A 22,588-nucleotide genomic window follows, 5' to 3' on the forward strand; every position below is an offset into this window, starting at 1 on the left:
TCTTGAAGTTTCCACTTACTTTGATGTGAGGCCTGATGTGTAATTTAATGCGTGTGGTCACTGTGCTGATTTGGGTGTTGAGTTTGATAGTTAGGATCAACATCTGCAGGATGAATTGCATCAGTTACCGATGTGTCTTGTTTAAATAATAATTGGCTCGACGCAACCCAGCCTTTATCTCCGTGTGCCTGAATAACAAAGTGCCCATCAGGTGTATCCATTCCACCAACCGTTAAATTTTCTCCGCGCGTAAAGCTCACCTGATAGCGTTGTCCATCATCGCCTTCAATATGTCCATACCAACTAATACTGTTGTAATCGTGTTTTTCTATCCTGTCGATAGTGACTTTATACTCGTTGGATTTTTCATCGACACGCACACTAACTTGATCTCCCGGCATCAAGGTTTCAATTTTTAAACTATCCAGTTCAATAAATTGTCTGCCGTCATTAAATTCTTCTTCTGCCAAGGGCAGTTCACGATGGATGGTATCGGTCGCAGTCCAGGTGGTTGTGCGTTTAGCTGCCGCGGCAACATCTTCAGAATTAAAGTGTTGATCAGGGCGGCGTGCTTGCATTGCAGTTAAACGGTCTTGAAGTTCTGCACTTAATTCTGGTTGATTGTTCGGCGCACTGCCGATTTTTTCAGAACTCATATGTTGCGGTGAGGTATTGGTAGCTTGAGTGGTGGTAATGGTGCGTTCATTTTTTATCGATGACGGCTCAACTTTTACGGAGGCAATTTTTTGCTCGGGTTTGGTAAGAAAATAAAAGATGGTGATAACCAAGGTACCGATCATGATTATTTTTAGCCATAAGTGCTGCTGGGTTTTCATAGGCATCTCGTTATTATCAGTGTGGTGTTTTTACATCGCAGTATTTTTTACATCGCAGTATTTTTTATAGTGCAATTCAATAGATGAATGTTGGCGAACAGGAGCCTGTTCTTGCATTGTTAACAGCAGGCTCCTGTGCGTACTACACATTAACGCTTGATGCGTACCCAGTTAATATTCCAGCCACCAGCTTTGGCGAAAACACCAAAATTATAAGTGCCTGCATTAATTTGCACGTTGTGGGAAATGGTTGTCCAGGTTTGCCAGCCGCCCGTTGCAGGAATAGCGAGCTCCCCCAACAAAATGCCACCACCATTTAAATCGGCTGAGAGCCTTCCGCCACTGGGGCTCGCAACACGGTATTCAATTGTGTAAGTACCAGATGTTGGAATTACAACATTGTTGTACGCCATCCAATCATTGGTTTCGATCCAGCCAACATTCAACCCGCCACCGGTGTCTGTGGTGGCTTCAGTTTGTACGCCATTGTTGGCGAAATAATTTTCTGCCTGGATCAGGGTATTAAAACTTCCCGTACTTTCGATCACAATTGAGCTGGCGCTATCATTAAAACCTTCATTGACAAGGCAATTATCATCGCCGGTCTTGGTTAACGCATTACCAGTGAAATTGTCATGCTGATAGAGAGTGACGCTGTGGCCTGCTTGTACTCGCAGAGATGAAATATCGTCGTTGGCGATTCCTCGGGCTTGCAATTGACTCAGGGTATAGCGACCTACCGGAAGGCCAACAGTGTAGCCGCCGTAATCACAGTGTTGTGAAACTCTTACTGGGCCAGATGAACCCGCCGTAGGCCTGAATGCAGCGATTTCATCGCGCACGTTGTGAATTGCGAGTGCGCCATAAGCTTCATTTGCTTGACCCACAGGTATTCCGCATGGAAGCCCGCGGCAAGTAAGGTTGGGGTTAGAGAAACGATTAACGCGCGTTGTGTTAAACACGCCCTCATAGGCCATGATGTCTACAAATACATTATCGACACCATAACCAACACCGTAGCGGAAACGAGCACCAGAGGTGTCGCCTTGTTTGCGTGAGTGGTTCAGACCCATGTTATGTCCGAGTTCATGCGCAACTACCATAGGGCCGCACCCTGGAGCACTGACATTCCATGTCCAGTTTTTATCCACCGCAACATATCCAACACCGCAAGCCCCTTTTTGGTGGAGCTGGGTAACAAAGTCAGCACCTAGTTGGTCGCGTAATGCAATCGCTGCGTTGTTAACACGTAAATTGCCAAGCACTGCGCCCATGTCTGCGCCTGCCTGCTCCATTTCACGTACACCCACCAGACGCAACTGCACATCTATTTGGCTGTCAGCATACGCGGCATTAATTTGGTTGACCCAGTTGTTCATAGCGGTTTGGGGATCACCGCCAAAATAGTTTTTAGTGAAGTTGTCATAGAGCACAAGTAAATCGACAGTAGCTGCTTGTGCTGTGGTGCTGAGTGTGCAGCTGGTGATTCCTGCCAGCAGCAAGTGTCTGGCTGCTCTTTTAGCGCGCTGAAGGTTCATTGCATTTCCTCTCAATTATTGTGTGATGAGTCTGTGAATGCGAAGGGAAGGCGATTCCAACCGCCCAAGGATTGGATGCCGTTTGTGCGAGGGACAACAGGCAACACTTGTCGATTTCGTTTATGGCAAATCGATTAGTGTTGCTAACCAAGCGGATGACAACGTTATCATTCGGTGAACTTGATAATTGCAGGCTGCGTCACAGGCTTTAAAAGGTGCCAGTGGTTTGCGTAAAGTGGGAATTTTATGACGACACAGTTTGGATAATTATTCTGAGCAAGACAGTCCCATTTTTATGGGTGATATGAAACGTCAAGGTGGAGAATTGTTCGACTTTTGGAAATGCAGCGAGCATTTAATTGCAGTTATAACTTGCGAGTTGAATAGTCAGGTTCTTTCATAAACTAAAAAGGCGATTGCTATTGGCAATCGCCTTTTTATTGTTCGGAATTATTGTTCTGAAAAATTGATTGGGTTACACCGTAATACGATCACGCAAGAAAGTTATGATGTCGCCAATTGCAATTTCTTGTTTTTCTGCATCGCGGCGGCCTTTATATTCAATCGTTCCCGCCTCAAGGCCACGATCACCAATCACGATGCGATGTGGGATACCCATGAGGTCTGTGTCAGCCAGCATTCCGCCCAAGCGTGCTTTTTCATCGTCCATAAACAGAACGTCGAAACCTGCCTTAGTCAGCTCGGTATAAAGCTCCTCGCTTTTACTCGCAACCGCTTCAGACTTACCGATGTTGATCGGCACAATCGCGACATGGAAAGGTGCAATTGAATCTGGCCAGATAATGCCGTTTTCATCAAAGTTTTGTTCTATCGCAGACGCGACGACGCGAGTAACGCCGATACCATAGCAACCCATGATCATGGTTTGTTCTTTGCCATTCTCATCCAGCACTCTGGCTTTCATAGCTTCAGAATATTTGGTTCCCAATTGGAAAATATGACCGACCTCAATGCCACGTTTGATTTCCAATGAGCCTTTGCCGCAAGGGCTTGGGTCACCGGTAACAACATTGCGGATATCCGCTACCAATGGTGCCTGTACATCGCGCTCCCAATTAACACCGGTTAAATGGAAACCATCTTTGTTGGCTCCGCAAACGAAATCGGCAAGGTGCGCCGCGGAATGGTCAACAATCACAGAAATTGTGAGGCCGACAGGACCAATAGATCCTATGCCAACTCCCAGTTCTGCTTTGATACGAGCCTCGGGAGCGAGTGTCAGTGGCGATGCAATGCCGGTTAATTTTTCTGCCTTGATTTCATTAAGTTCGTGGTCGCCGCGTAAGACTAATGCCACCAACGGTTGGGTTTTGTCTTCGCGTATTTCGCCCAGCACAATCAGTGTTTTCACCGTTTGTTGCGGGGACACTTTCAGGAATTCAGCAACCTCATCAATAGAATGTTTACCAGGCGTTGCAACCTCTTGCATCAGATGTTGCGGCGCAGGGCGTGGTGTCGTTGGTGGCAATGCCTCGGCTTTTTCAATGTTGGCTGCATAGTCGCTGCCGTTACTGAAAGCAATGTCATCTTCACCGCTCTCGGCCAGTACATGGAACTCATGAGAGAATGCGCCACCGATGGAGCCTGTATCGGCCAGTACCGGACGGAACTGCAAGCCCAAACGCGTGAAAATACTGCAATAGGTTGCGTGCATTACATCGTAAGTTTGTTGCAGTGATTCGTGACTTGTGTGAAAGGAATAGGCATCTTTCATGATAAATTCACGTGAGCGCATTACCCCAAAACGTGGGCGGATTTCATCGCGGAATTTAGTTTGGATTTGATAAAAATTAGCCGGTAGTTGTTTGTAGCTTTTGATTTCGTTGCGAATCAAATCAGTAATCACTTCTTCATGGGTTGGTCCCAAGCAAAAAGGGCGCTCATGGCGATCACTCATACGCAATAGTTCCGGGCCATATTGCTGCCAGCGGCCAGATTCTTCCCACAATTCTGCAGGTTGCACTACTGGCATCAATACTTCCTGAGCACCGGATTTATCCATTTCCTCGCGCACGATTTTTTCTACCTTACGCAACACGCGAAGACCAAGCGGTAGCCAGTTATAAAGGCCGGAGGCCATCTTGCGGATCATGCCCGCACGTAACATCAATTTATGGCTGATAACTTCCGCATCTGCGGGGGTTTCCTTGAGGGTAGCAATTAAAAATCGGCTGGAACGCATAGTGATAACTTCTTGGTGGCTATAATGGTTGAAAGCCGCCTATTCTACGGTGGTTAAGGGTATTGGTATAGCATCGAGAAAGTGAATTTCCTGTGTGTTTTTGAGTCCCAGTACTGGTAAGTTTGCGTTAACCAAAAGGATAACAACTATGTTTGAACTACATCCACGCCTCGCCCAAGATTCCATTGTTATCGGTGAATTTGATCTCTCGTTGTTATTACTTAGCCGGGATGCCAATTACCCTTGGTGCATTCTGGTGCCCAAGCGCGAGGATATCTACGAAATTCACCATTTAACTGAAGATGAGCAGTTGCAATTAATCCGTGAGTCGTGCCGTTTGTCGGAGGTTATGACGAGCTTGTTTGATGCGGACAAAATGAACGTCGCCGCTCTGGGAAATGTAGTGCGTCAGTTGCATGTGCATCATATTGCTCGGTTTACCGATGACCCTGCTTGGCCACAGCCGATATGGGGTAAGTTGCCAGCGAAGGATTATGATTCTGAAGAGCTTTCCGAGCGCATCAAGCGTTTACAAAATGCATTGGTAGGGGAGGGTTTTGCAATTTTATAGATGAGATTAATACATATAAAAAAGCCCCGCTGTGCGGGGCTTTTTATCTGAATAGCTAGCTGTTTAATTACACAGCAAATTCTTTCAGTTTTTTCAGTGGGCGCACTTTTACAGAAGTGCTGGCTGGTTTAGCTTTGAACATCACTTCTTCACCAGTGAAAGGATTGATACCTTTACGTGCCTTGGTGGCAGGTTTTTTCACGGTAGTAATTTTCAACAGGCCTGGGAATACGAACTCGCCAACACCTTTCTTTTTGATGTGGCCTTCAATGATATTGGTCAATTCATCCAAAACTGCCTGAACTTGCTTTTTGCTCAGTTCAGTCGCATCAGAGATTTGCTGCAACATTTGGGTTTTGTTTTGACGCTCTGCGATTGGTTTAACAACAGCAGGAGCAGCTTTAAGGGCAGGTGCTTTTTTAGCAGCAGCTTTTGGTGCAGGCGCTTTTTTAGCAACTGCTTTTGGTGCAGCTTTAGCAGCAGGCGCTTTTTTAGGAGCGGCTTTTGGAGCGGCAGGTTTTTTGGCGGCCATTTTGGATTCCTTCTTTATTAATTAACTGTGGGTATGTTTATCTTTTAAACAAAGATGCTCGTGTAACAATTTATGCAGGCTATCTGTAAGGACAGCAACGAACATTAACGCAGGTGCATGTACCACTTACAAACTTCTGAAATATCAAAAAAGCCCTGTATTTATAGGTTCAAAGACCTTCAAATACGGATTGACGCTATATATATAGGATAAAAAACCAATCGGCAACAAAAAACAGTGTGGCTTCCGGGGAAAAAACGCTTTTTTTGCGTCTTGTGAAGTTTCGCAACCGTTTTTAAGCGGCATTTGATACTTAGATATGCAGAATCTGGAATTCTGGCTCTGGTTCACCGTACTGCCATAGATAATTAAATTCTTCACGCAATGGCTTAACTTCGCGGCCAGCTGCGTAATTAGCAAAGCCGCGATGTAACAAGTCATCATTTTTATAAAGTAATTTATCAGTATCTGCGAGTAAAAACCCCATCTCTTTATTGTTGGGCTCTACGGTCATTTTGCGCACAACGATTTTGGATGAGAGTCGCTGTGCCAAGCGTATTAGTGGATGGCCTGTTTCTATTGCTATTTTGGTATCTCTTACCAGTATTTGCACCTGGGCGTTGCGGCTTGAGCGGGCAAATGCTGACAGGGTGTGGACAAAATCATTGGTGCCATAGATTTGTGCGTCTAGATCACAAGTCAGTATGGCAATGCTGCGCCTGCTTTGTTCAACAATTTTCAAGCTGTGTTCGCGAAAATCTGCGATCCCTTCCAATAGCCAGAGTTGATCACTGACTGTAGATTGTTCAGCCATATCCAAGCATCCCATTACGATGAAGATTCAGAGGTCGGCAGGGTGGGTATGTGTAAAAACATACTGACATGCGGGATTCCTGCATCCATGAATATATCGCCTTGTGCAACAAAGCCAAGATGTTGATAAAAAGTGCAGCGCTCAAGTTGAGCATTTAAATGAATAGGATGAGGCGCTGTTTTAACGCAGTGCGCAACAATAAATTCCATTAATTGATGTCCAATTCCCTGTTTCCGAAACGATTTTAATACGGCTACGCGCCCTATGTGAAAGCAAGGTTGTTCATTGTGCTCATCAACAAACAGGCGAGCACAGGCTACAGGGGTGGAATCTTTGTAAACTAGAAAATGGGTGGCTGTTTCATCCAACTCGTCCCATTCATCTGCAACTGGTATTTGTTGCTCTTTTATAAAAACGTTAATGCGTATATCCGCCAGTTCCCTTGAATGTGTATGCCAGTCGGTAACTATTATTTGATGCATAAATGTATGGCCATATTCAGGGATTGGTGGGGATGCGGACGCGTTCCCCACCCTGGAAACCTTATTCGTCAACTAATAGGGTTTCCTGATTGATCAGCTGGGTAATCGCAGCACGGTCAACAGGATCTTGTACTAGTGCTTTGATATCGCGCCAGCTAATTTCCACCTCTTTACACACCAGCTCAGCCAGTTGACGCGAACAGCAAATTGCCTCGCCATCGGCAAACAGCAAGGTGCCTTTTTCATCACTGTGAAACGCAAGTCGTGCAGATGGATGGCGCCAAAGCAATTCGCCATCAGCCAGTGCAGCCTGCCATTCATCGGCATCTATATCCAACGGCTCTTCCTGAGTTTGCTCAAGGTATTTGCGTTCGGTCATAAACTTCCCAAACCAGAACGCAATTTTTTCTTGGGTGAGATGCTGAAGAACAATATCACGTACTTGATCAATCGCTTTTGCGTTGATTTCTCCGGGATTATCTTGCAGTGTTAAATCGGGGTCGGCATAGCGCAAATCGTCTTCAACAGACAGCGCAATTTCCTGACCGATTTCGGAAATAATATCGGCATGGCTGGGCGCGCGAAAGCCGATAGAGTAGGTCATGCAATCGTCTCCCTGCGCGTTACCCCAGTGAGCAATGCCAGGGGGGATATAAAGCATATCGCCCGGTTCCAATACCCATTCATCGGTGGTTTGGAATTCGCTGAGAATTTTCAGGCGTGTGCCTTCAACACGCGGTGAATTGCTGTCGCACATCTGGCCGATTCTCCAATGGCGTTTGCCCAAACCTTGAAGCAAAAATACATCATAGTAATCGAAGTGTGGACCTACACCGCCTTTGTCCGGCGCGTAGCTGATCATTAAGTCGTCCAGTCGCCAATTGGGGATGAAGCGAAAATGATCCAGCAGTTGATTGACTTCTGGCACCCATTGATCGACAGCTTGAACTAATAAAGTCCAATGGGTTTCGGGCAATTGTTCAAAGGTTTTTTCATCAAATGGGCCATTGCGTAATTCCCAAGGTGTAGTACCGTTTTCCAAAACAATACGCGATTCAACTTCTTCCTCAAGTGCGAGACCTGCAAGCTCATCCGGAGAGAGTGGAGATTCAAAACCAGGAAATGCATTGCGAATCAATAGTGGCTTTTTTTGCCAATAATCGCGTAGAAATTCTTCGATAGGCATATCGCCAAGATGGGTGAGTGGTGTTGTCATTTTCAATACCTACGGAGTGATATGTAGGTTGGGGTGAGCTTACAAACCCCAACACGACCATCTCAAGATTTCACGATGGTGTCAGATATGGATAAACAAAATACATCTCAAAAATAAGGGCTCTATAGAGCCCTTATTTTTTCACAATTCAGATTGCTTTCGCTTGATCTATCGCATTGCCGATGTAATTAGCTGGGGTGAGATCGCGCATAGTTTGTTTGGCATGTTCCGGAATATCCAGAGTTTCCACAAAGGCGGCCAATACTTCGCGGGTGATGGCCTGGCCGCGAGTCAGTGCTTTTAGTTTTTCGTATGGCTCAGGTACGTTGTAACGGCGCATAATCGTTTGGATAGGTTCTGCCAATACTTCCCACGAATTGTCCAGATCTTCCGCAAGACGCGTGCGGTTAATCTCCAATTTGCTTATACCTTTAAGGGTAGATGCGTAAGCAATCATGCCGTAACCAAAACCCACGCCCATATTGCGAAGCACAGTGGAGTCGGTCAGATCGCGTTGCCAGCGTGAAATCGGTAATTTTTGTGCAAGGTGAGTGAAAATGGCATTTGCAATTCCGAGGTTACCTTCGGAGTTTTCAAAATCAATGGGATTCACTTTGTGTGGCATCGTAGATGAGCCTACTTCACCAGCGATCGTTTTTTGTTTGAAATAACCAAGAGAGATGTAGCCCCAAATGTCGCGGTCAAAGTCGATTACGATAGTGTTGAAACGCGCGATTGCATCAAATAATTCGGCGATGTAATCATGAGGCTCAATTTGGGTTGTGTAAGGATTCCATGCCAACCCGAGGCTTTCAACAAACTCTTTGGCATTGGTTTGCCAATCGACTTGTGGATAGGCAGATAAGTGGGCATTGTAGTTGCCAACTGCACCATTTATTTTACCTAACAGTTCAACGTCTTTAACTGCTTTTAACTGGCGGCGCAAACGGGCTGCTACGTTGGCCATTTCTTTACCAACGGTAGTGGGCGAAGCGGTTTGGCCGTGTGTGCGAGATAACATGGAATCTGCTGCGTAATCGTGTGCGAGTTTTACAATGCCATCGATAATCGCTTCTGCATCTTTAATGAATACTGTACGGCCTTCGCGTAGCATCAATGCGTGGGAGAGGTTATTAATATCCTCTGAAGTGCAAGCAAAGTGCACAAACTCCAACACAGCTTCCAGCTCAGCGTTGCCTTTGAATTTGTTTTTCAAAAAATATTCAACCGCTTTCACGTCGTGGTTGGTGGTGCGCTCAATATCTTTAACAGCTTGTGCATCAGCCTCGTTGAAATTGGTGATAATCGAATCCAGTAATGCATTGGTTGCAGAGCTGAATGCGGGTACTTCGGGGATGCCTGCATGTTTGCTCAATTGCTGCAGCCAGCGTACCTCTACTTCAACACGAAAACGAATCAAACCGAATTCGCTGAAAATGCTGCGCAAGGCAATAGTTTTACTGCCATAGCGGCCATCAACAGGAGAGACAGCGTTGAGCGTGCTAAGTGAGTTAAATGAATTATCCATGGTAGATCTCTGTTAAAAATAGAATAGAAAATTAAATCTGGTTGCTGTGTTGTAGATTCCGCGTTTGATAAATCAGATGCGGCGCAAAAGGTCATCTACCTGTTGCGCAATATGCTTGCGGTAAAATAACAGTTGCAAACGATTGCCGCCTACTTGCCGCCACAGAATCGCTGAACGCACGGCAGAAAGTAAAAGCGCACGTATTTGATTGGCAATGCGCTGCTGTTGTAGATAATTGTAGTCGCCATTGACTTGGATGCGGAATTGGAAGGTACTTAAGGTTTCGCTGTAGAGTGTTCCGAGATTGGCGATAACATTATCGTGTGTTGATGAGAAGTGTTGGGCTTGCTGCTTGACCTGTTCCAAGCGGCTGCCGATTACTTTCAGCATGTCCGGGCGACCAGCAAGCTTCTTCTGCAAATGAAGCACACCGAGTCCATAACGCAACGTTTCGCGATACTTCTGGGTTCCAGGGCGAAGTAACTCACGCATAACTTCTAGCCCGCTACGCAGATTTTCAATATTGCCGCCGTAGACAGCCAGAGTTGATTCAGGATTGAGATCCAGCACACTTTCAATGCTGCATTTGAAGATGTCCGGTGGTACGTAACCGGTTTTGGCAACTTGCTCTACCATAGCCGTTGCCTGAAATATGCCCGCAAGGGCGATGGTAATATCTTGCCAATTTTTGCTCACGCGAAACTCTCTTTGTGTATATCCGGGTGTTTGACCCTGTGATTTAAAACAATAAGCGGATTAGCGATTATCAGCCGATTCGATAACGGCTCCACCCAAGCAAACGTCCTCTTTGTAAAAAACGACAGATTGGCCGGGTGTGACAGCGCGCTGTGGCTGGTCGAAATGCACATCGAGCGAACCATTTTCCTGTACTTGTACGGTACAGGCTTGATCCGGTTGGCGATAACGGGTTTTGGCCATGCACCTGAAGTCAGATGAGGGCGGTGTACCATTAATCCAATGGGCTTGCTGGGCAATTAAGTGATTTGTGAAGAGCAACGGGTGATCAGTGCCTTGTACAACGACTAAAACATTTCGGTCCAGATCTTTTTGGGCAACGAACCACGGCTCTTCATTGGCACCTTTCACGCCGCCGATCCCCAGCCCTTGGCGTTGGCCGATGGTGTGATACATCAAACCCATGTGTTCGCCAATAACGTTGCCATCCGGTGTTTGGATTTCACCGGGTTGTGCAGGCAGGTATTGCTGCAAAAAATCTTTAAAGCGGCGCTCCCCAATAAAACAGATCCCGGTACTGTCTTTTTTATTGTGGGTAACCAGCCCATATTCTTCTGCAATACGGCGCACCTCAGGCTTTTCCAGTTCACCCACCGGAAACAAGGATTTGGCAAATTCAGCTTCGCCCACAGCATGCAAGAAATAACTTTGATCTTTGTTAGGGTCTAGTCCTTTCAATAGATGGGCGCGGCCATCAAAATCAGCCCGACGTACGTAGTGACCGGTGGCAATCAGTTCGCCCCCCAGCATGCGTGCATACTCCATGAATACTTTGAACTTGATTTCACGATTGCACAGGATATCAGGGTTGGGCGTGCGGCCTGCTTTGTATTCTTCTAGAAAGTGTTCGAACACATTATCCCAGTATTCGGCAGCGAAATTGGCCGTGTGCAGCTTTATGCCGATGCGCTCGCAGACCATTTCGGCATCGGCAAGGTCTGCTTTTGCAGTGCAATATTCAGTGCCGTCATCTTCATCCCAGTTTTTCATGAACAGCCCTTCGACTTGATAGCCTTGCTGCTTCAGGAGTAGGGCGGAGACGGAAGAATCCACACCGCCAGACATTCCGACGATGACTCTTTTGCCTGAGTTGGCGGGGAGATTTGTTTCTGGCATAAGGAGCAACTGCTGGGATAAGGAAAGGCGGGCATTTTACCCGCCTAATCAGCTCGCTGCCACCTTGGCAGACAAACGCGTGTGATCCCTAGCCGACTACACCCAATGGAAAGCGCCGCCCTGTGCGGTATTCGTCGATGATTTGGAGTGTCATTGGGCTGCGTAGTTGGTCTTTTCGTTCAAGAATTTCCTCATAGCTCAACCAAACAGCCTCAATAATCCCGGTATCGAGCGTGCGTGTTTGGTCATGACTGATCGGATGCGCGATAAATGTGGTGCGGAAGTAAGTGATGCCATTACTGGGTGCGGTATATAAATTTACCCCAACCACTCCGGTCAACTCCACAGTCCAGCCGGTCTCCTCCAGCGTCTCGCGAATTGCTGCTTGCGTTAAGGTTTCATTGGGGTCTAAATGACCCGCAGGCTGGTTGTAGACTTTTTTGCCATCAGCCTCTTCATAGACCATAAGAAAACGATTGTCGCGTTCAATAATAGTGGCGACGGTTACATGGGGGGCCCAGGTCATATTCGGATCCTGCTTAAATTGGAAAAAGATAAAAGTGAGAAGTAAATAGTAGAAGCGCAGATGCTAGCAGACCTACTTCAAAGAACAGCAGTACTCGCGTTGATTTCTGATGGATTGTTTGTTTGAATCGGAATTGAAAACTCAGGAAGATCATTACCCACAGCAGCAGGGACGCATATGGCATCTACATCGATTATTTTTTACCCTCAAAACTATGTCGGCTTTAACAAAACTCGTCTCCTGGAGCGAAGATTGTTAGCTGAAGGTATTTTGGGTGCAAAAACGGAATCTTCATCGGCATTTTATGCTGGCCCGCAATTTCGGCGTTTTATTCCCAAAGACATCAATTTGCAAAAATCTTCCTTTACATTCCCCAGGATTTCCATCCAGTCAGTGAGCGTGTGGATGCAATCTGATCGGCTGGCCATTTTAGAGCGGACGAATACCCTGACAATAGAAGGTGATATGCCCGCTGCTTCTGATAAGTCTCTCGATGCGATGTGTGCAATGCTGAGGCGCATCACCGGGGATGTGTATTTGGTTGCGTCGCTTCCGGCATTTGGCTCAAGTTCGGGTATTGCTGAAGCCCGGATGGTTTACGCTATTGAAAGCTAGTAGCGTGCAAATCTCCTGACATCGGTTGACATAACAATAAGCAAAATAGCACTGAGTGATGAATGTCATCACTTTGTGCTCCATCTAACAATTCGTTGGACAATCATCAAAAAGGGAATATTATTTGCCAACCGACCAGATGGTCGGCTGGTTTTGTTGGGTCTCCAGAGCGAACGTTTGAGCTTTACACTTTGTGACATTTGTTCGTTTTGGTTTTAGTGATGGCTATGCAAGAATCTTCGGCTGAAAAGCCGCAGTTTTGGTTGGGATACCGACGGTTTATCGACTCCCTCCCGCATAATGTTGCGTAGCTCCGTGTTAGTGATACTTCCCCCTCTATATTGGTTCCTCTTTATGAACAATGTGAAATCAATCGGCATTGCTGCTGCAAGCCTACTCGGAATAGTGTTGGTTGTTGGTGGCATTAAAGGTGGCCAAATTGCCGCTATGGTAAATGCAGGCGAAAACACACCGCCGCCCTCAGAAACAGTCAGTACCTTCACTGCTGAAGTTCAGCAATGGCCAAATACATACAAAGCGATGGGTACCGTAGAGGCATCTGAGGGGATTGTCATTTCAGCTGAAGTGGCAGGCAAGGTGAAAGAGATCCGCTTTAAATCTGGTGAGCAAGTCAAGAAAGGCACTGTGATTCTGGTACAAGAGTCTGGCAATGAGCAGGCTCAATTGAGCGCCGCAGAAGCGCGCTTGCGTTTGGCTAAATCCAACCATGAGCGCCTGGTTGAATTGCGCAAGCGCAATACTGTTTCGCAAAGTGAGTTGGATACCGCTGTTCAGCAAATGGAGTCAGCTCAAGGTGATGTGGCGGATTTAAAAACAACGCTTGATAAAAAAGTGGTTCGAGCTCCGTTTGATGGCCGTCTAGGTATCCGCAAAGTAGATTTGGGTGAAGACTTATTAGTGGGTACGGAAATTGTTTCGCTGCAAGCAACCAACAGTGTGCGAGTGAATTTTCCTGTCCCGCAATTTTGGCTGGTTCAAATGAACCGTGGCTTACCTGTTGAGGTGAATGTGGGCGATGGTTCTGATGCAACAATCAGCGGTGAAATAACCGCAATCGGTGCAGAAATTAGTCCTGTCACTCGCAACGCAATCGTGCAGTCGTATCTCAACAATGAAAAAAGTCTGCTGATTCCAGGTATGGCAGTTGAAACCCAAGTCACTCTCTCTGACCCGCGGGATGTATTAGCCGTTCCTAGCACAGCGGTGATTTATGCTCCCTTCGGCGATACGGTTTTTGTAATCGAAGAAGGAGAAAAGGCAGGAACCTTTAAGGCACGCCAACAATTTGTTCGCTTGGGTAAGGCACGTGGTGATTTTGTTGAAATTGTAGATGGCATTAAAGCTGGTGATGTGGTGGCCAGTGCGGGCGCATTTAAATTGTTGAATGGTCAGGCGGTTACTGTAAGTACGTTGCCTACACCAGAGTTCAAGCTCGAACCTACTCCATCAGATAGTTAATTTTTCTAATCCCTGTTTCGATTTTTACTCTCCCCTCGGTAGAGGGGAGATATTGATCAAATTGATTTACTCCATAAGCCACAAAGCCAATTGAGCCTAACTTATGAAATTTACCGATATTTTTATTAAGCGTCCGGTTGTCTCTATTGTTGTCAGCCTGCTTATTTTGATTTTGGGGATACAGGCAGGGTCAAACCTGACTGTGCGCCAATATCCCCGTAGTGACATCTCTGTAATCATTATTAACACAGTATATGTTGGTGCAAACGCGGAATTAGTACGCGGATTTATTACAACACCAATTGAGCGTGCAATTGCTTCAGCTGGCGGCATTGATTACATCGAATCGCAAAGTGCGATGGGTATGTCTACCGTTACTGCACATTTACGTTTGAATTACGATCCGCTGAAAGCCATGACTGAAATTTCGGCCAAGGTAAATCAGGTGCGCGGTGATTTGCCACCTGAAGCAGAGGTGCCTGCCATTCGTATTGAAGCGGCTGATTCACAATTCGCGGCCGCCTACCTAAGCTTTAGTTCAGAAATTCTGGAGCAGAACCAAATTACGGATTTTTTAACGCGTTCTATCCAGCCGCGTTTAACTGCTGTTGCAGGTGTGCAAAAAGCGGATGTTCTCGGTGGTAGGACGTTCGCAATGCGCATCTGGTTAAAACCAGAGCGTATGGCAGCATTAAATGTAACACCCGTGCAAGTGCGTGCCGCCCTGGCAGCGAATAACGTTCAGGCAGCGGTCGGTCAAACGCGTGGTTCTTACACGCAGGTGAATTTGCGTGCAGATACGGATTTAAAAAGTGTCGATGAATTTAAACAACTCGTGATTCGCAATTCAGCCGATGGGATTATCCGCTTAAGCGATATTGCTGATGTTGTGCTCGGCGCGGAAAATTACGATACCGTTGTTAACTACTCTGGGGATACTGCTGTATTTATGGGTGTCTGGGTTGCGCCCAATGCCAACGCCCTTGATGTTATGAAAGCAGTAAATAAAGAGATGGAGGCAATCAAGGCTGAATTGCCAACAGGTTTGTCAGGCACCGTTGCTTATGACTCAACAGAGTATATTGATGCTGCAATCCACGAAGTAGTTAAAACGCTCACTGAAACCTTGTTAATTATTGTCATCGTTATTTTCTTGTTCCTTGGGTTCAGTCGTTCGGTAATTATTCCCGTTCTGGCAATCCCGCTGTCATTGATCGGTGCACTATTCATTATGCAAGTTTGTGGATTCTCATTGAACTTGCTAACACTGCTTTCGATCGTATTGTGTGTTGGTCTCGTTGTTGATGATGCCATTGTTATGGTGGAAAACATCGAGCGTCATATTCAAGATGGCATGAAGCCTTTTGCAGCGGCAATTATTTCTGCTCGTGAACTTGCAGGGCCGATTTTGGCAATGACAGTGACCTTGGCTTCTGTCTACATTCCTATTGGTTTGCAAGGTGGTTTGATTGGTTCATTGTTCCGTGAGTTTGCTATTACGCTTGCAGGTGCAGTAACAATTTCAGCAATTGTTGCAATTACATTGTCGCCCATGCTGGGGTCGCGCATGTTGAAACCTCACGCGGGTTTGAAGGCTCCGCTGGAAAAACCGTTTGAGCGTTTCCGTGATTGGTATGGCAATAAATTGAAAGCTAGTTTGCAAAATCGTATGGGTGTATACGTCTTTTGGATTGGCATCACTGTGTTGTGTTTTCCGCTTTACAGTATGTCACCAAAAGAGTTGGCTCCAACAGAAGATCAGGGTGTAATTTTCGGTATTGTTGATGCTCAAGCCAACTCAACTGTTGATCAGTCTTCTCACTACGGTAAACAGGTTAATGAAGCGTTTATGAGTGTCCCAGAAACGGATTTTACTTTTCAGTTGACGCTGCCGACGGGTGGGTTCTCAGGCATGGTAACAAAGCCTTGGGAAGAGCGTGATCGCGATGTATTTGAAATCATGCCTGAGGTGCAGCAGAAATTGTCGGCTATAGCAGGTGTGAAAATTCTTCCGATCACGCCGCCTGCACTGCCTGGTGGAGGTCAATTTCCTTTTGAAATTGTGATTGCATCTACGGCAGATATTAAAGAAATTTATGAGCATGCGCTGAAAGTACAAGAAATCATGACCAAATCCGGCATGTTCTATTTCTCGACGTTGGATGTGAAAGTGGATCAACCGGACTACAAATTAAGCATTGATCGTGAAAAAGTAGCTGACCTTGGTTTGGATTTGCAAACGGTGACTAATGATGTAGGCACCTTGTTAGGCGGTGGCTATGTAAATCGTTTTAACATGGCAGGACAAAGTTACAAAGTAATCCCCCAGGTTAAGCGTACAGAACGTTTGAATCCCGATGATCTGTCAAATCTTTATGTTACTGGACCTGATGGTGAATTGATTCGATTGGATCAGGTAGCTAGCATCAGTCATACAACCGAGCCGCGTACCATCAACCGTATGCAGCAATTAAATGCAGTTAAAATCAGCGGTGTTTCTGGAAAGCCTTTGGGCGAAACGTTGGCTTATGTAGAATCCGAAGCAAGAAAAATTTTGCCAACCAGTTACACAATTGATTACACGGGTGAGTCGCGTCAGCTGATTCGCGAGGGAAATACTTTTTTGCCGGCGTTCTTGATGGCAATTGTGATGATCTTTTTGGTATTGGCTGCACAGTACAATAGCTTCCGCGATCCATTGGTTATTTTGGCTGGTTCGGTACCTCTGGCGATGTTTGGTGCATTGTTATTTACCTTTTGGAAAATACCAATGCCAATACCATTTTTTACCAACGGATTTACCACCACTCTCAACATTTATTCGCAAGTGGGGTTGGTAACGCTAATGGGGTTGATTGCTCGTAACGGTATTTTGGTTGTTGAATTCGCCAATAAATTACAGGAAGAAGGCAAAGCTAAATTGGATGCGATCAGCGAAGCGTCTCTGCTGCGTTTGCGTCCAGTGATGATGACCAGTGTTGCAACAATTGCTGGCCATACGCCGCTGATTTTTGCCGCTGGTGCAGGAGCCGAAGCGCGTAATGCAATTGGTATTGTGTTGGTTTTGGGGATGACAATCGGAACCTTCTTTACCTTGTTTGTATTGCCTTCAGTTTATATGCTGCTCGCCAAAGACCATCAACACGATCGGGATGAGCAAGAAGAAATGGCTGAAGCCATTTAAATGATGTGTGTCCAGTCCTGAAATAAGTTGACACTGATTTATCCAAACGCCCGATGCACCTCATCGGGCGTTTTGTATTCTAGGGATAGATGCGGACGACGTTCGTTGTAGATCCGAATCGACTCGGCCACCATCACTTTTGCTTCTGCAAGATCCCTGGGTTTCCTTATCAAAAACTCACTTTTCAAAATACCATTCACACGCTCTGCCAGCGCATTTTGATAGCAGTCGTAACCATCCGTCATCGAACAATGAACACCGTATTGATAATGCAATTTCTGGTATTGCGCTGAACAATACTGAATACCCCGATCTGAATGGTGGATGAGCTCATCACCACTGCGTCGCTGCTGTAGTGCTTGTTTATACGCACCGATTACTGACTCAGCCTTCAGATTGTCATGGACGCAATGCCCCACAATCTTGCGCGAATAGGCATCGGTCACCAAACTCAAATAGGCCTCGCCCTGATGCACGGGTAAATAGGTAATGTCAGCCACCCAAACATGTTCTGGTCGTTGCGGAATCACTTGATGTTCACCAGGCTTCAGAAGATTGGGATGTTTGCGAAAGCGATGATGGCTGTGCGTTGTTTTGTGATAAGCCCGCTTGGTGGGAACCAGCAGGCGATGTTCGCGCAGCAAAGCAAACAGTCGATCTCGCCCCACAACCAATGCGGATTGTTGTAACAAGCGCTGTAGTTTGCGCGTTCCGATGCAGGGTTGTAATGCACGTTCACGCTGCACCGCATCAAGGAGTATCTGCGTGTGCACTTCTCGTTGTCGCACCCGCTTACATTGTTGATACCAGGCTTGCCGACTGATGCCGAGTAGCTGGCAACCACGGACAACGGATAAACCCGCTAACGTTTTCGTTTGGATGATGTTCCGTGCGGCTTTTTTACCACGCTGACTCCATAGTCGCGCTTGAGTACATCAACCACCGCTTCGAAAAAATCCGCTTTTTGTTGGGTTAGAGCGAGCTGCTGTTCCAGTTCTTTGATGCGCTGTTCTGGCGTTTGAGGGCGAGGATTATCGGACATGAGGAGGCCTTTTGCTGGTAAACCTAATGACCAATCCAGTTGACCATGCTTGCGCAGCCAACACAAGACTGTAGATCTGCCTTGTATACCGTAGCGAGACTGGGCTTGTTTATAAGTCATCTCTCCTTTTTCGATTTGATCGACAAGAGCCAATTTAAAGGCGAGAGAGTAATCACGCTGGGTGCGTTTAATAACGGGATTCATAACACTTTCCTCAGTAGAGAGTAGAAAAGTGTCAACTTTATTCAGGACGAGTCAGTGCGATGAAAAAGGGTGCCAATAGGCACCCTTTTTTGTTAGGGTGCGCCCCATTTAGAGTGCGTTTTATAAGTGACACGAAGAGGTTTATTGTATGGCTACTGCACAAATGGCACATTCCCAAGCGATACCTAATGTTAAAAATATTATCGCTGTTGCATCAGGCAAGGGTGGGGTAGGTAAATCCACAACATCAGTCAATTTGGCTTTGGCATTAGCGATAGAGGGCGCGCGCGTAGGGATTTTGGATGCAGACATCTATGGTCCAAGCCAGCCGCAGATGTTAGGTGTTGGGCAGCGCCGTCCGGATGTGGTTGGTGAGCAGGGTAAACAACAAATGTTGCCTATTGTCGCTTACGGTATCCAGTCTATATCGATGGGTTATTTGGTCACCGAAGATACCCCCATGCTGTGGCGCGGGCCAATGGCTACCGGAGCCTTACAGCAATTGCTTATGCAGACTCGCTGGGATGATCTGGATTATCTAATCATCGATATGCCGCCGGGTACGGGTGATATCCAGATTACGCTAGCCCAAAAAGTGCCGGTAACTGGCGCGGTCATTGTTACAACACCCCAAGATATCGCTTTGCTGGATGCAAAAAAAGCCATAGAAATGTTCAACAAAGTGAGTGTGCCCGTGTTGGGGGTAATTGAAAATATGGCAATTCATGTATGTTCTAACTGTGGTCATGAGGAACATATTTTTGGTGAGGGTGGTGGTGAGCGTATTGCCCGCAGTTACCAGTCAGAGCTCTTGGGTGCATTACCTCTGGATTTATCAATCCGCATGGGTACAGATGAAGGTAAGCCTTCCGTGGCTGCTGATCCTGAATCAGTGATTAGCCAAAAATATCGTTCTATTGCTCGCAAACTGATAGAGAAAGTCCAGCAAAACACCCAGTCTATGCCAAATATTGAGATTTCCGACGACTGATCAGCAAGGCGTTTTTGCTCTATAGCTGATTTGGCCTCATGCGCTATCTCATGTAGAATGCGCGCCTCGCTTTTTCCGGCTTTTTGGCCCCCATTACAGAGAAAACTGCGCTGATTTATGGAAATTAATCCTTTATTAAATAGCCTCAAAGACCTCACCGAGCGCACCGATGTGCTCAGGGGGTATCTTTGACTACGATCTAAAAAAAGAGCGTTTGGCCGAAGTTGAGCTGGATCTGGCTGAACCCAGCGTGTGGGAAAACCCCGAGCGAGCCCAAGCCTTGGGTAGAGAGCGCTCATCGTTAGAGATGGTCGTAAAAACTATCGACGATCTGGATAATGGCGTCGCTGATTCGCGCGAGCTGCTGGATATGGCAGTGGAAGAAGATGACGAGTCTATGGTGGCTGATGTACAAGCCGAACTTGATCGTCTGGAAAAGCAGCTCGCTGTACTTGAGTTCCGCCGTATGTTCTCTGGCGAGACAGATCCCAATAATGCTTACCTGGATATTCAATCGGGTTCCGGTGGAACAGAAGCTCAGGATTGGGCTGAGATTGTACTGCGTATGTATTTGCGCTGGGGTGAAGCCAAAGGTTTCAAGGTAACACTTGAAGAGGTCTCCGCTGGCGATGTGGCCGGTATTAAAAGTGCCACCATCTATTTTGAAGGTGAATATGCTTTCGGTTGGTTGCGCACAGAAACTGGCGTACATCGTTTAGTCCGTAAATCACCTTTCGATTCCGGTAATCGTCGCCACACATCTTTTTGTTCCGTTTTTGTATCGCCTGAAATCGACGATAACATTGAAATTGAAATCAACCCGGCTGATTTGCGTATTGATACTTACCGTGCAAGTGGCGCTGGTGGTCAGCACGTTAACAAAACAGACTCTGCGATTCGTATCACCCATATCCCAACAGGGATTGTAGTGCAGTGTCAGAACGAGCGCTCACAACACGCCAACCGCGATAAAGCTTACAAAATGCTGCGTGCAAAAATGTACGAGCAGGAAATGCAAAAGCGCAATGCCGAAAAACAAGCGATGGAAGATAACAAATCCGATATCGGTTGGGGCAGCCAAATTCGCTCTTATGTATTGGATGATTCGCGTATCAAAGATCTACGGACCGGCGTACAGACCTCTAATACCCAAGCGGTCTTGGATGGCGATTTGGATCAATTTATTGTCGAAAGTTTAAAAGCGGGCCTTTAATTTTTTGATGGCCTTAACCTTCTATTTTTAATTCAACTTCAGTGAACACTATGAGCAACGAAACCCAATCACCACAAGTAGAAGCACAGGATGAAAACAAACTGATTGCCGAGCGCCGTCATAAGTTGGCTGCTATTCGCGAGAAAGGTAATGCCTTTCCAAATGATTTTCGTCGTGCTGATAAAAGTGTGGATTTGCAGGCTGCTTTTGGTGAAAAAACCAAAGAAGAGTTGGAAGCATTGAATCACATGGTGAGTGTTGCTGGCCGTATTATGGCTAAGCGCGGCCCATTTATGGTGCTGCAAGATGGCGATGGTTCTATCCAGCTTTATGCGGACAAAGCCGCGCAAGAAGTGATTAAAGATAAATGGGGCTTGTGGGACATTGGCGATATCGTTGGTGTAAAAGGTGCGTTGCATAAATCAGGGAAAGGTGATTTGTATGTAAACCTTGAAGAGTATCAGTTGCTCACCAAATCACTGCGGCCGTTACCGGATAAATATCATGGTTTGAGCGATCAGGAAATTCGTTATCGTCAACGTTATGTCGATTTGATTGTGAACCCTGAAGTGCGTGACACTTTCCGTTTGCGTTCGCAATGTATCAGTTTTATCCGTAATTACATGAGTGGTTGTGGTTTCATGGAAGTGGAAACGCCGATGCTGCATGTTATTCCTGGTGGCGCTTCCGCTAAACCATTTATTACGCATCACAACGCGTTAGATATGGATATGTTTTTGCGTATCGCGCCAGAGTTATATTTGAAGCGTTTGGTTGTTGGCGGTTTCGAGCGCGTATTTGAAATTAATCGTAATTTCCGTAACGAAGGAGTTTCCACTCGACACAATCCTGAATTCACCATGATGGAATTCTATCAAGCCTATGCAGATTACAAAGACTTGATGGACTTGACCGAAGACTTGTTGCGTAAATTATGTATTGAAGTGACTGGCGGAACAGTATTGAAATACCAAACCAGTGAGTACGATTTTGGTAAACCATTTGCGCGCATGTCAGTGTTTGATTCGGTGCTTCATTACAACCCACAAATTACCCGGGAACAATTAAGTACTATTGAAGGTGCGACGAAAGCAGCTAAAGATTTAGGTATTGAAGTTAAAGAATCTTATGGGTTGGGTAAAATCCACATCGAGATTTTTGAAGAAACAGTTGAGCACAAATTGGATCAGCCAACATTTATCACTGAATACCCAATTGAAGTGTCGCCATTGGCGCGTCGCAATGATGAAAATCCTGCAGTCACTGATCGCTTTGAATTTTTTATCGGTGGCCGTGAATTGGCGAATGGATTCTCGGAATTGAATGATGCAGAAGATCAGGCAGAGCGCTTCATGCAACAAGTGCGTGAGAAGGATGCGGGCGATGATGAAGCTATGCACTATGATGCAGACTTTGTGCGTGCACTGGAGTACGGTTTACCGCCGACGGCAGGTGAGGGAATCGGTATTGACCGATTGATTATGCTGTTTGCCAATGCTCCCTCCATAAGAGATGTGTTGCTATTCCCTCATATGCGCCCAGAGTAAACCCTGTCTTCAGAAAACACCCCGCACAGCGGGGTGTTTTTTTATCTATTGTTGATTGCGTGGCACTTAAAATAACTAAAAAGCTGATTTTTCTGTTTTTATATATTAAAAGTACTTGTTTGGATCAAAAGATGTACTTATTCTCTGGCAACGTTGTCTTGTGCTGTCTTCTTCATTCTTTCCAATAATCATCTA

General features: G+C 46.1%; 19 protein-coding genes. 7 read left to right on the plus strand and 12 right to left on the minus strand.

All coding sequences use genetic code 11. The annotated features are described in order from the left end of the window. Positions 1-44 precede the first annotated feature (44 nt). From VC28_RS04315 to VC28_RS04325, 3 genes are all read right to left on the minus strand, one after another. On the minus strand, positions 45-836 hold the full coding sequence (locus VC28_RS04315) for a hypothetical protein (RefSeq protein WP_049629568.1): 792 nt from the start codon (positions 834-836) through the stop codon (positions 45-47). A 149-nt stretch (positions 837-985) separates the two neighbouring features. Beyond that, the gene (locus VC28_RS04320) at positions 986-2,374 is read right to left on the minus strand and encodes a carbohydrate-binding protein (protein WP_082191403.1); all 1,389 of its coding nucleotides are present in this window, start codon (positions 2,372-2,374) and stop codon (positions 986-988) included. Positions 2,375-2,849: 475 nt separating this feature from the next. Continuing rightward, entirely contained in the window at positions 2,850-4,577 is a 1,728-nt protein-coding gene (locus VC28_RS04325) for a proline--tRNA ligase (protein WP_049629569.1), read from the minus strand. A gap of 148 nt (positions 4,578-4,725) precedes the next feature. Here VC28_RS04325 and VC28_RS04330 point away from each other — a divergent pair, with 148 nt between their 5' ends. Then, positions 4,726-5,148, plus strand: a complete 423-nt coding sequence (locus tag VC28_RS04330; protein ID WP_049629570.1) for an HIT domain-containing protein — start codon at positions 4,726-4,728, stop codon at positions 5,146-5,148. A gap of 67 nt (positions 5,149-5,215) precedes the next feature. Here the strand turns inward: VC28_RS04330 and VC28_RS04335 are convergent, their stop codons facing one another. From VC28_RS04335 to VC28_RS04370, 8 genes are all read right to left on the minus strand, one after another. Further along, the gene (locus tag VC28_RS04335) at positions 5,216-5,680 is read right to left on the minus strand and encodes an HU family DNA-binding protein (protein WP_049629571.1); all 465 of its coding nucleotides are present in this window, start codon (positions 5,678-5,680) and stop codon (positions 5,216-5,218) included. A gap of 313 nt (positions 5,681-5,993) precedes the next feature. After that, the gene (locus tag VC28_RS04340) at positions 5,994-6,494 is read right to left on the minus strand and encodes a DUF7931 domain-containing protein (RefSeq protein ID WP_049629572.1); all 501 of its coding nucleotides are present in this window, start codon (positions 6,492-6,494) and stop codon (positions 5,994-5,996) included. A 14-nt stretch (positions 6,495-6,508) separates the two neighbouring features. Next, complete coding sequence (locus VC28_RS04345) at positions 6,509-6,976, minus strand: GNAT family N-acetyltransferase (RefSeq protein ID WP_049632160.1); 468 nt, start codon at positions 6,974-6,976, stop codon at positions 6,509-6,511. Positions 6,977-7,037: 61 nt separating this feature from the next. Further along, positions 7,038-8,192 carry a cupin domain-containing protein gene (locus VC28_RS04350; RefSeq protein ID WP_049629573.1) on the minus strand — a complete coding sequence of 385 codons (1,155 nt, stop codon included), beginning with the start codon at positions 8,190-8,192 and terminating at the stop codon, positions 7,038-7,040. Positions 8,193-8,340: 148 nt separating this feature from the next. Then, on the minus strand, positions 8,341-9,720 hold the full coding sequence (gene purB, locus VC28_RS04355) for an adenylosuccinate lyase (protein ID WP_049629574.1): 1,380 nt from the start codon (positions 9,718-9,720) through the stop codon (positions 8,341-8,343). A gap of 72 nt (positions 9,721-9,792) precedes the next feature. Continuing rightward, positions 9,793-10,416: a high frequency lysogenization protein HflD gene (gene hflD / locus VC28_RS04360; RefSeq protein ID WP_049629575.1), complete on the minus strand. Its 624-nt coding sequence runs from the start codon at positions 10,414-10,416 to the stop codon at positions 9,793-9,795. Between the two features lie 60 nt (positions 10,417-10,476). Then, positions 10,477-11,592 (minus strand): tRNA 2-thiouridine(34) synthase MnmA, encoded by a 1,116-nt coding sequence (mnmA, locus tag VC28_RS04365; RefSeq protein ID WP_049629576.1) that lies wholly within the window; start codon positions 11,590-11,592, stop codon positions 10,477-10,479. Between the two features lie 88 nt (positions 11,593-11,680). Beyond that, entirely contained in the window at positions 11,681-12,118 is a 438-nt protein-coding gene (locus VC28_RS04370) for an NUDIX hydrolase (RefSeq protein ID WP_049629577.1), read from the minus strand. A 177-nt stretch (positions 12,119-12,295) separates the two neighbouring features. On the opposite strand from VC28_RS04370, the gene VC28_RS04375 reads away from it, so the two are divergent. The 3 genes from VC28_RS04375 to VC28_RS04385 all read left to right on the plus strand — a co-directional run bounded on the left by VC28_RS04375 (position 12,296) and on the right by VC28_RS04385 (position 17,396). After that, the gene (locus VC28_RS04375) at positions 12,296-12,733 is read left to right on the plus strand and encodes a hypothetical protein (protein ID WP_049629578.1); all 438 of its coding nucleotides are present in this window, start codon (positions 12,296-12,298) and stop codon (positions 12,731-12,733) included. A 354-nt stretch (positions 12,734-13,087) separates the two neighbouring features. After that, complete coding sequence (locus VC28_RS04380; RefSeq protein ID WP_049629579.1) at positions 13,088-14,212, plus strand: efflux RND transporter periplasmic adaptor subunit; 1,125 nt, start codon at positions 13,088-13,090, stop codon at positions 14,210-14,212. Between the two features lie 103 nt (positions 14,213-14,315). After that, the gene (locus tag VC28_RS04385; protein ID WP_049629580.1) at positions 14,316-17,396 is read left to right on the plus strand and encodes an efflux RND transporter permease subunit; all 3,081 of its coding nucleotides are present in this window, start codon (positions 14,316-14,318) and stop codon (positions 17,394-17,396) included. Positions 17,397-17,434: 38 nt separating this feature from the next. Here the strand turns inward: VC28_RS04385 and VC28_RS19490 are convergent. Further along, positions 17,435-18,642 (minus strand): IS3 family transposase gene (locus VC28_RS19490; RefSeq protein ID WP_156184249.1). Its coding sequence is split into 2 segments (ribosomal slippage): positions 17,435-18,300 and positions 18,300-18,642, totalling 1,209 coding nucleotides; the frame shifts between segments, so codons are not numbered across the junction. A 148-nt stretch (positions 18,643-18,790) separates the two neighbouring features. On the opposite strand from VC28_RS19490, the gene apbC reads away from it, so the two are divergent. From apbC to lysS, 3 genes are all read left to right on the plus strand, one after another. Then, positions 18,791-19,633 (plus strand): iron-sulfur cluster carrier protein ApbC, encoded by an 843-nt coding sequence (apbC, locus tag VC28_RS04400; protein ID WP_082191404.1) that lies wholly within the window; start codon positions 18,791-18,793, stop codon positions 19,631-19,633. A gap of 117 nt (positions 19,634-19,750) precedes the next feature. Further along, a protein-coding gene (gene prfB, locus VC28_RS04405; protein ID WP_156184280.1) for a peptide chain release factor 2 occupies positions 19,751-20,846 on the plus strand; the annotation gives its coding sequence in 2 pieces (ribosomal slippage) (positions 19,751-19,822 and positions 19,824-20,846; 1,095 coding nt in all). 50 nt (positions 20,847-20,896) lie between these two features. Further along, positions 20,897-22,393 carry a lysine--tRNA ligase gene (lysS, locus tag VC28_RS04410; RefSeq protein WP_049629581.1) on the plus strand — a complete coding sequence of 499 codons (1,497 nt, stop codon included), beginning with the start codon at positions 20,897-20,899 and terminating at the stop codon, positions 22,391-22,393. The last annotated feature ends 195 nt before the right edge of the window (positions 22,394-22,588 follow it).

Origin of the sequence: Cellvibrio sp. pealriver, from assembly GCF_001183545.1 — a bacterium.
Taxonomy (GTDB): Bacteria; Pseudomonadota; Gammaproteobacteria; order Pseudomonadales; family Cellvibrionaceae; genus Cellvibrio.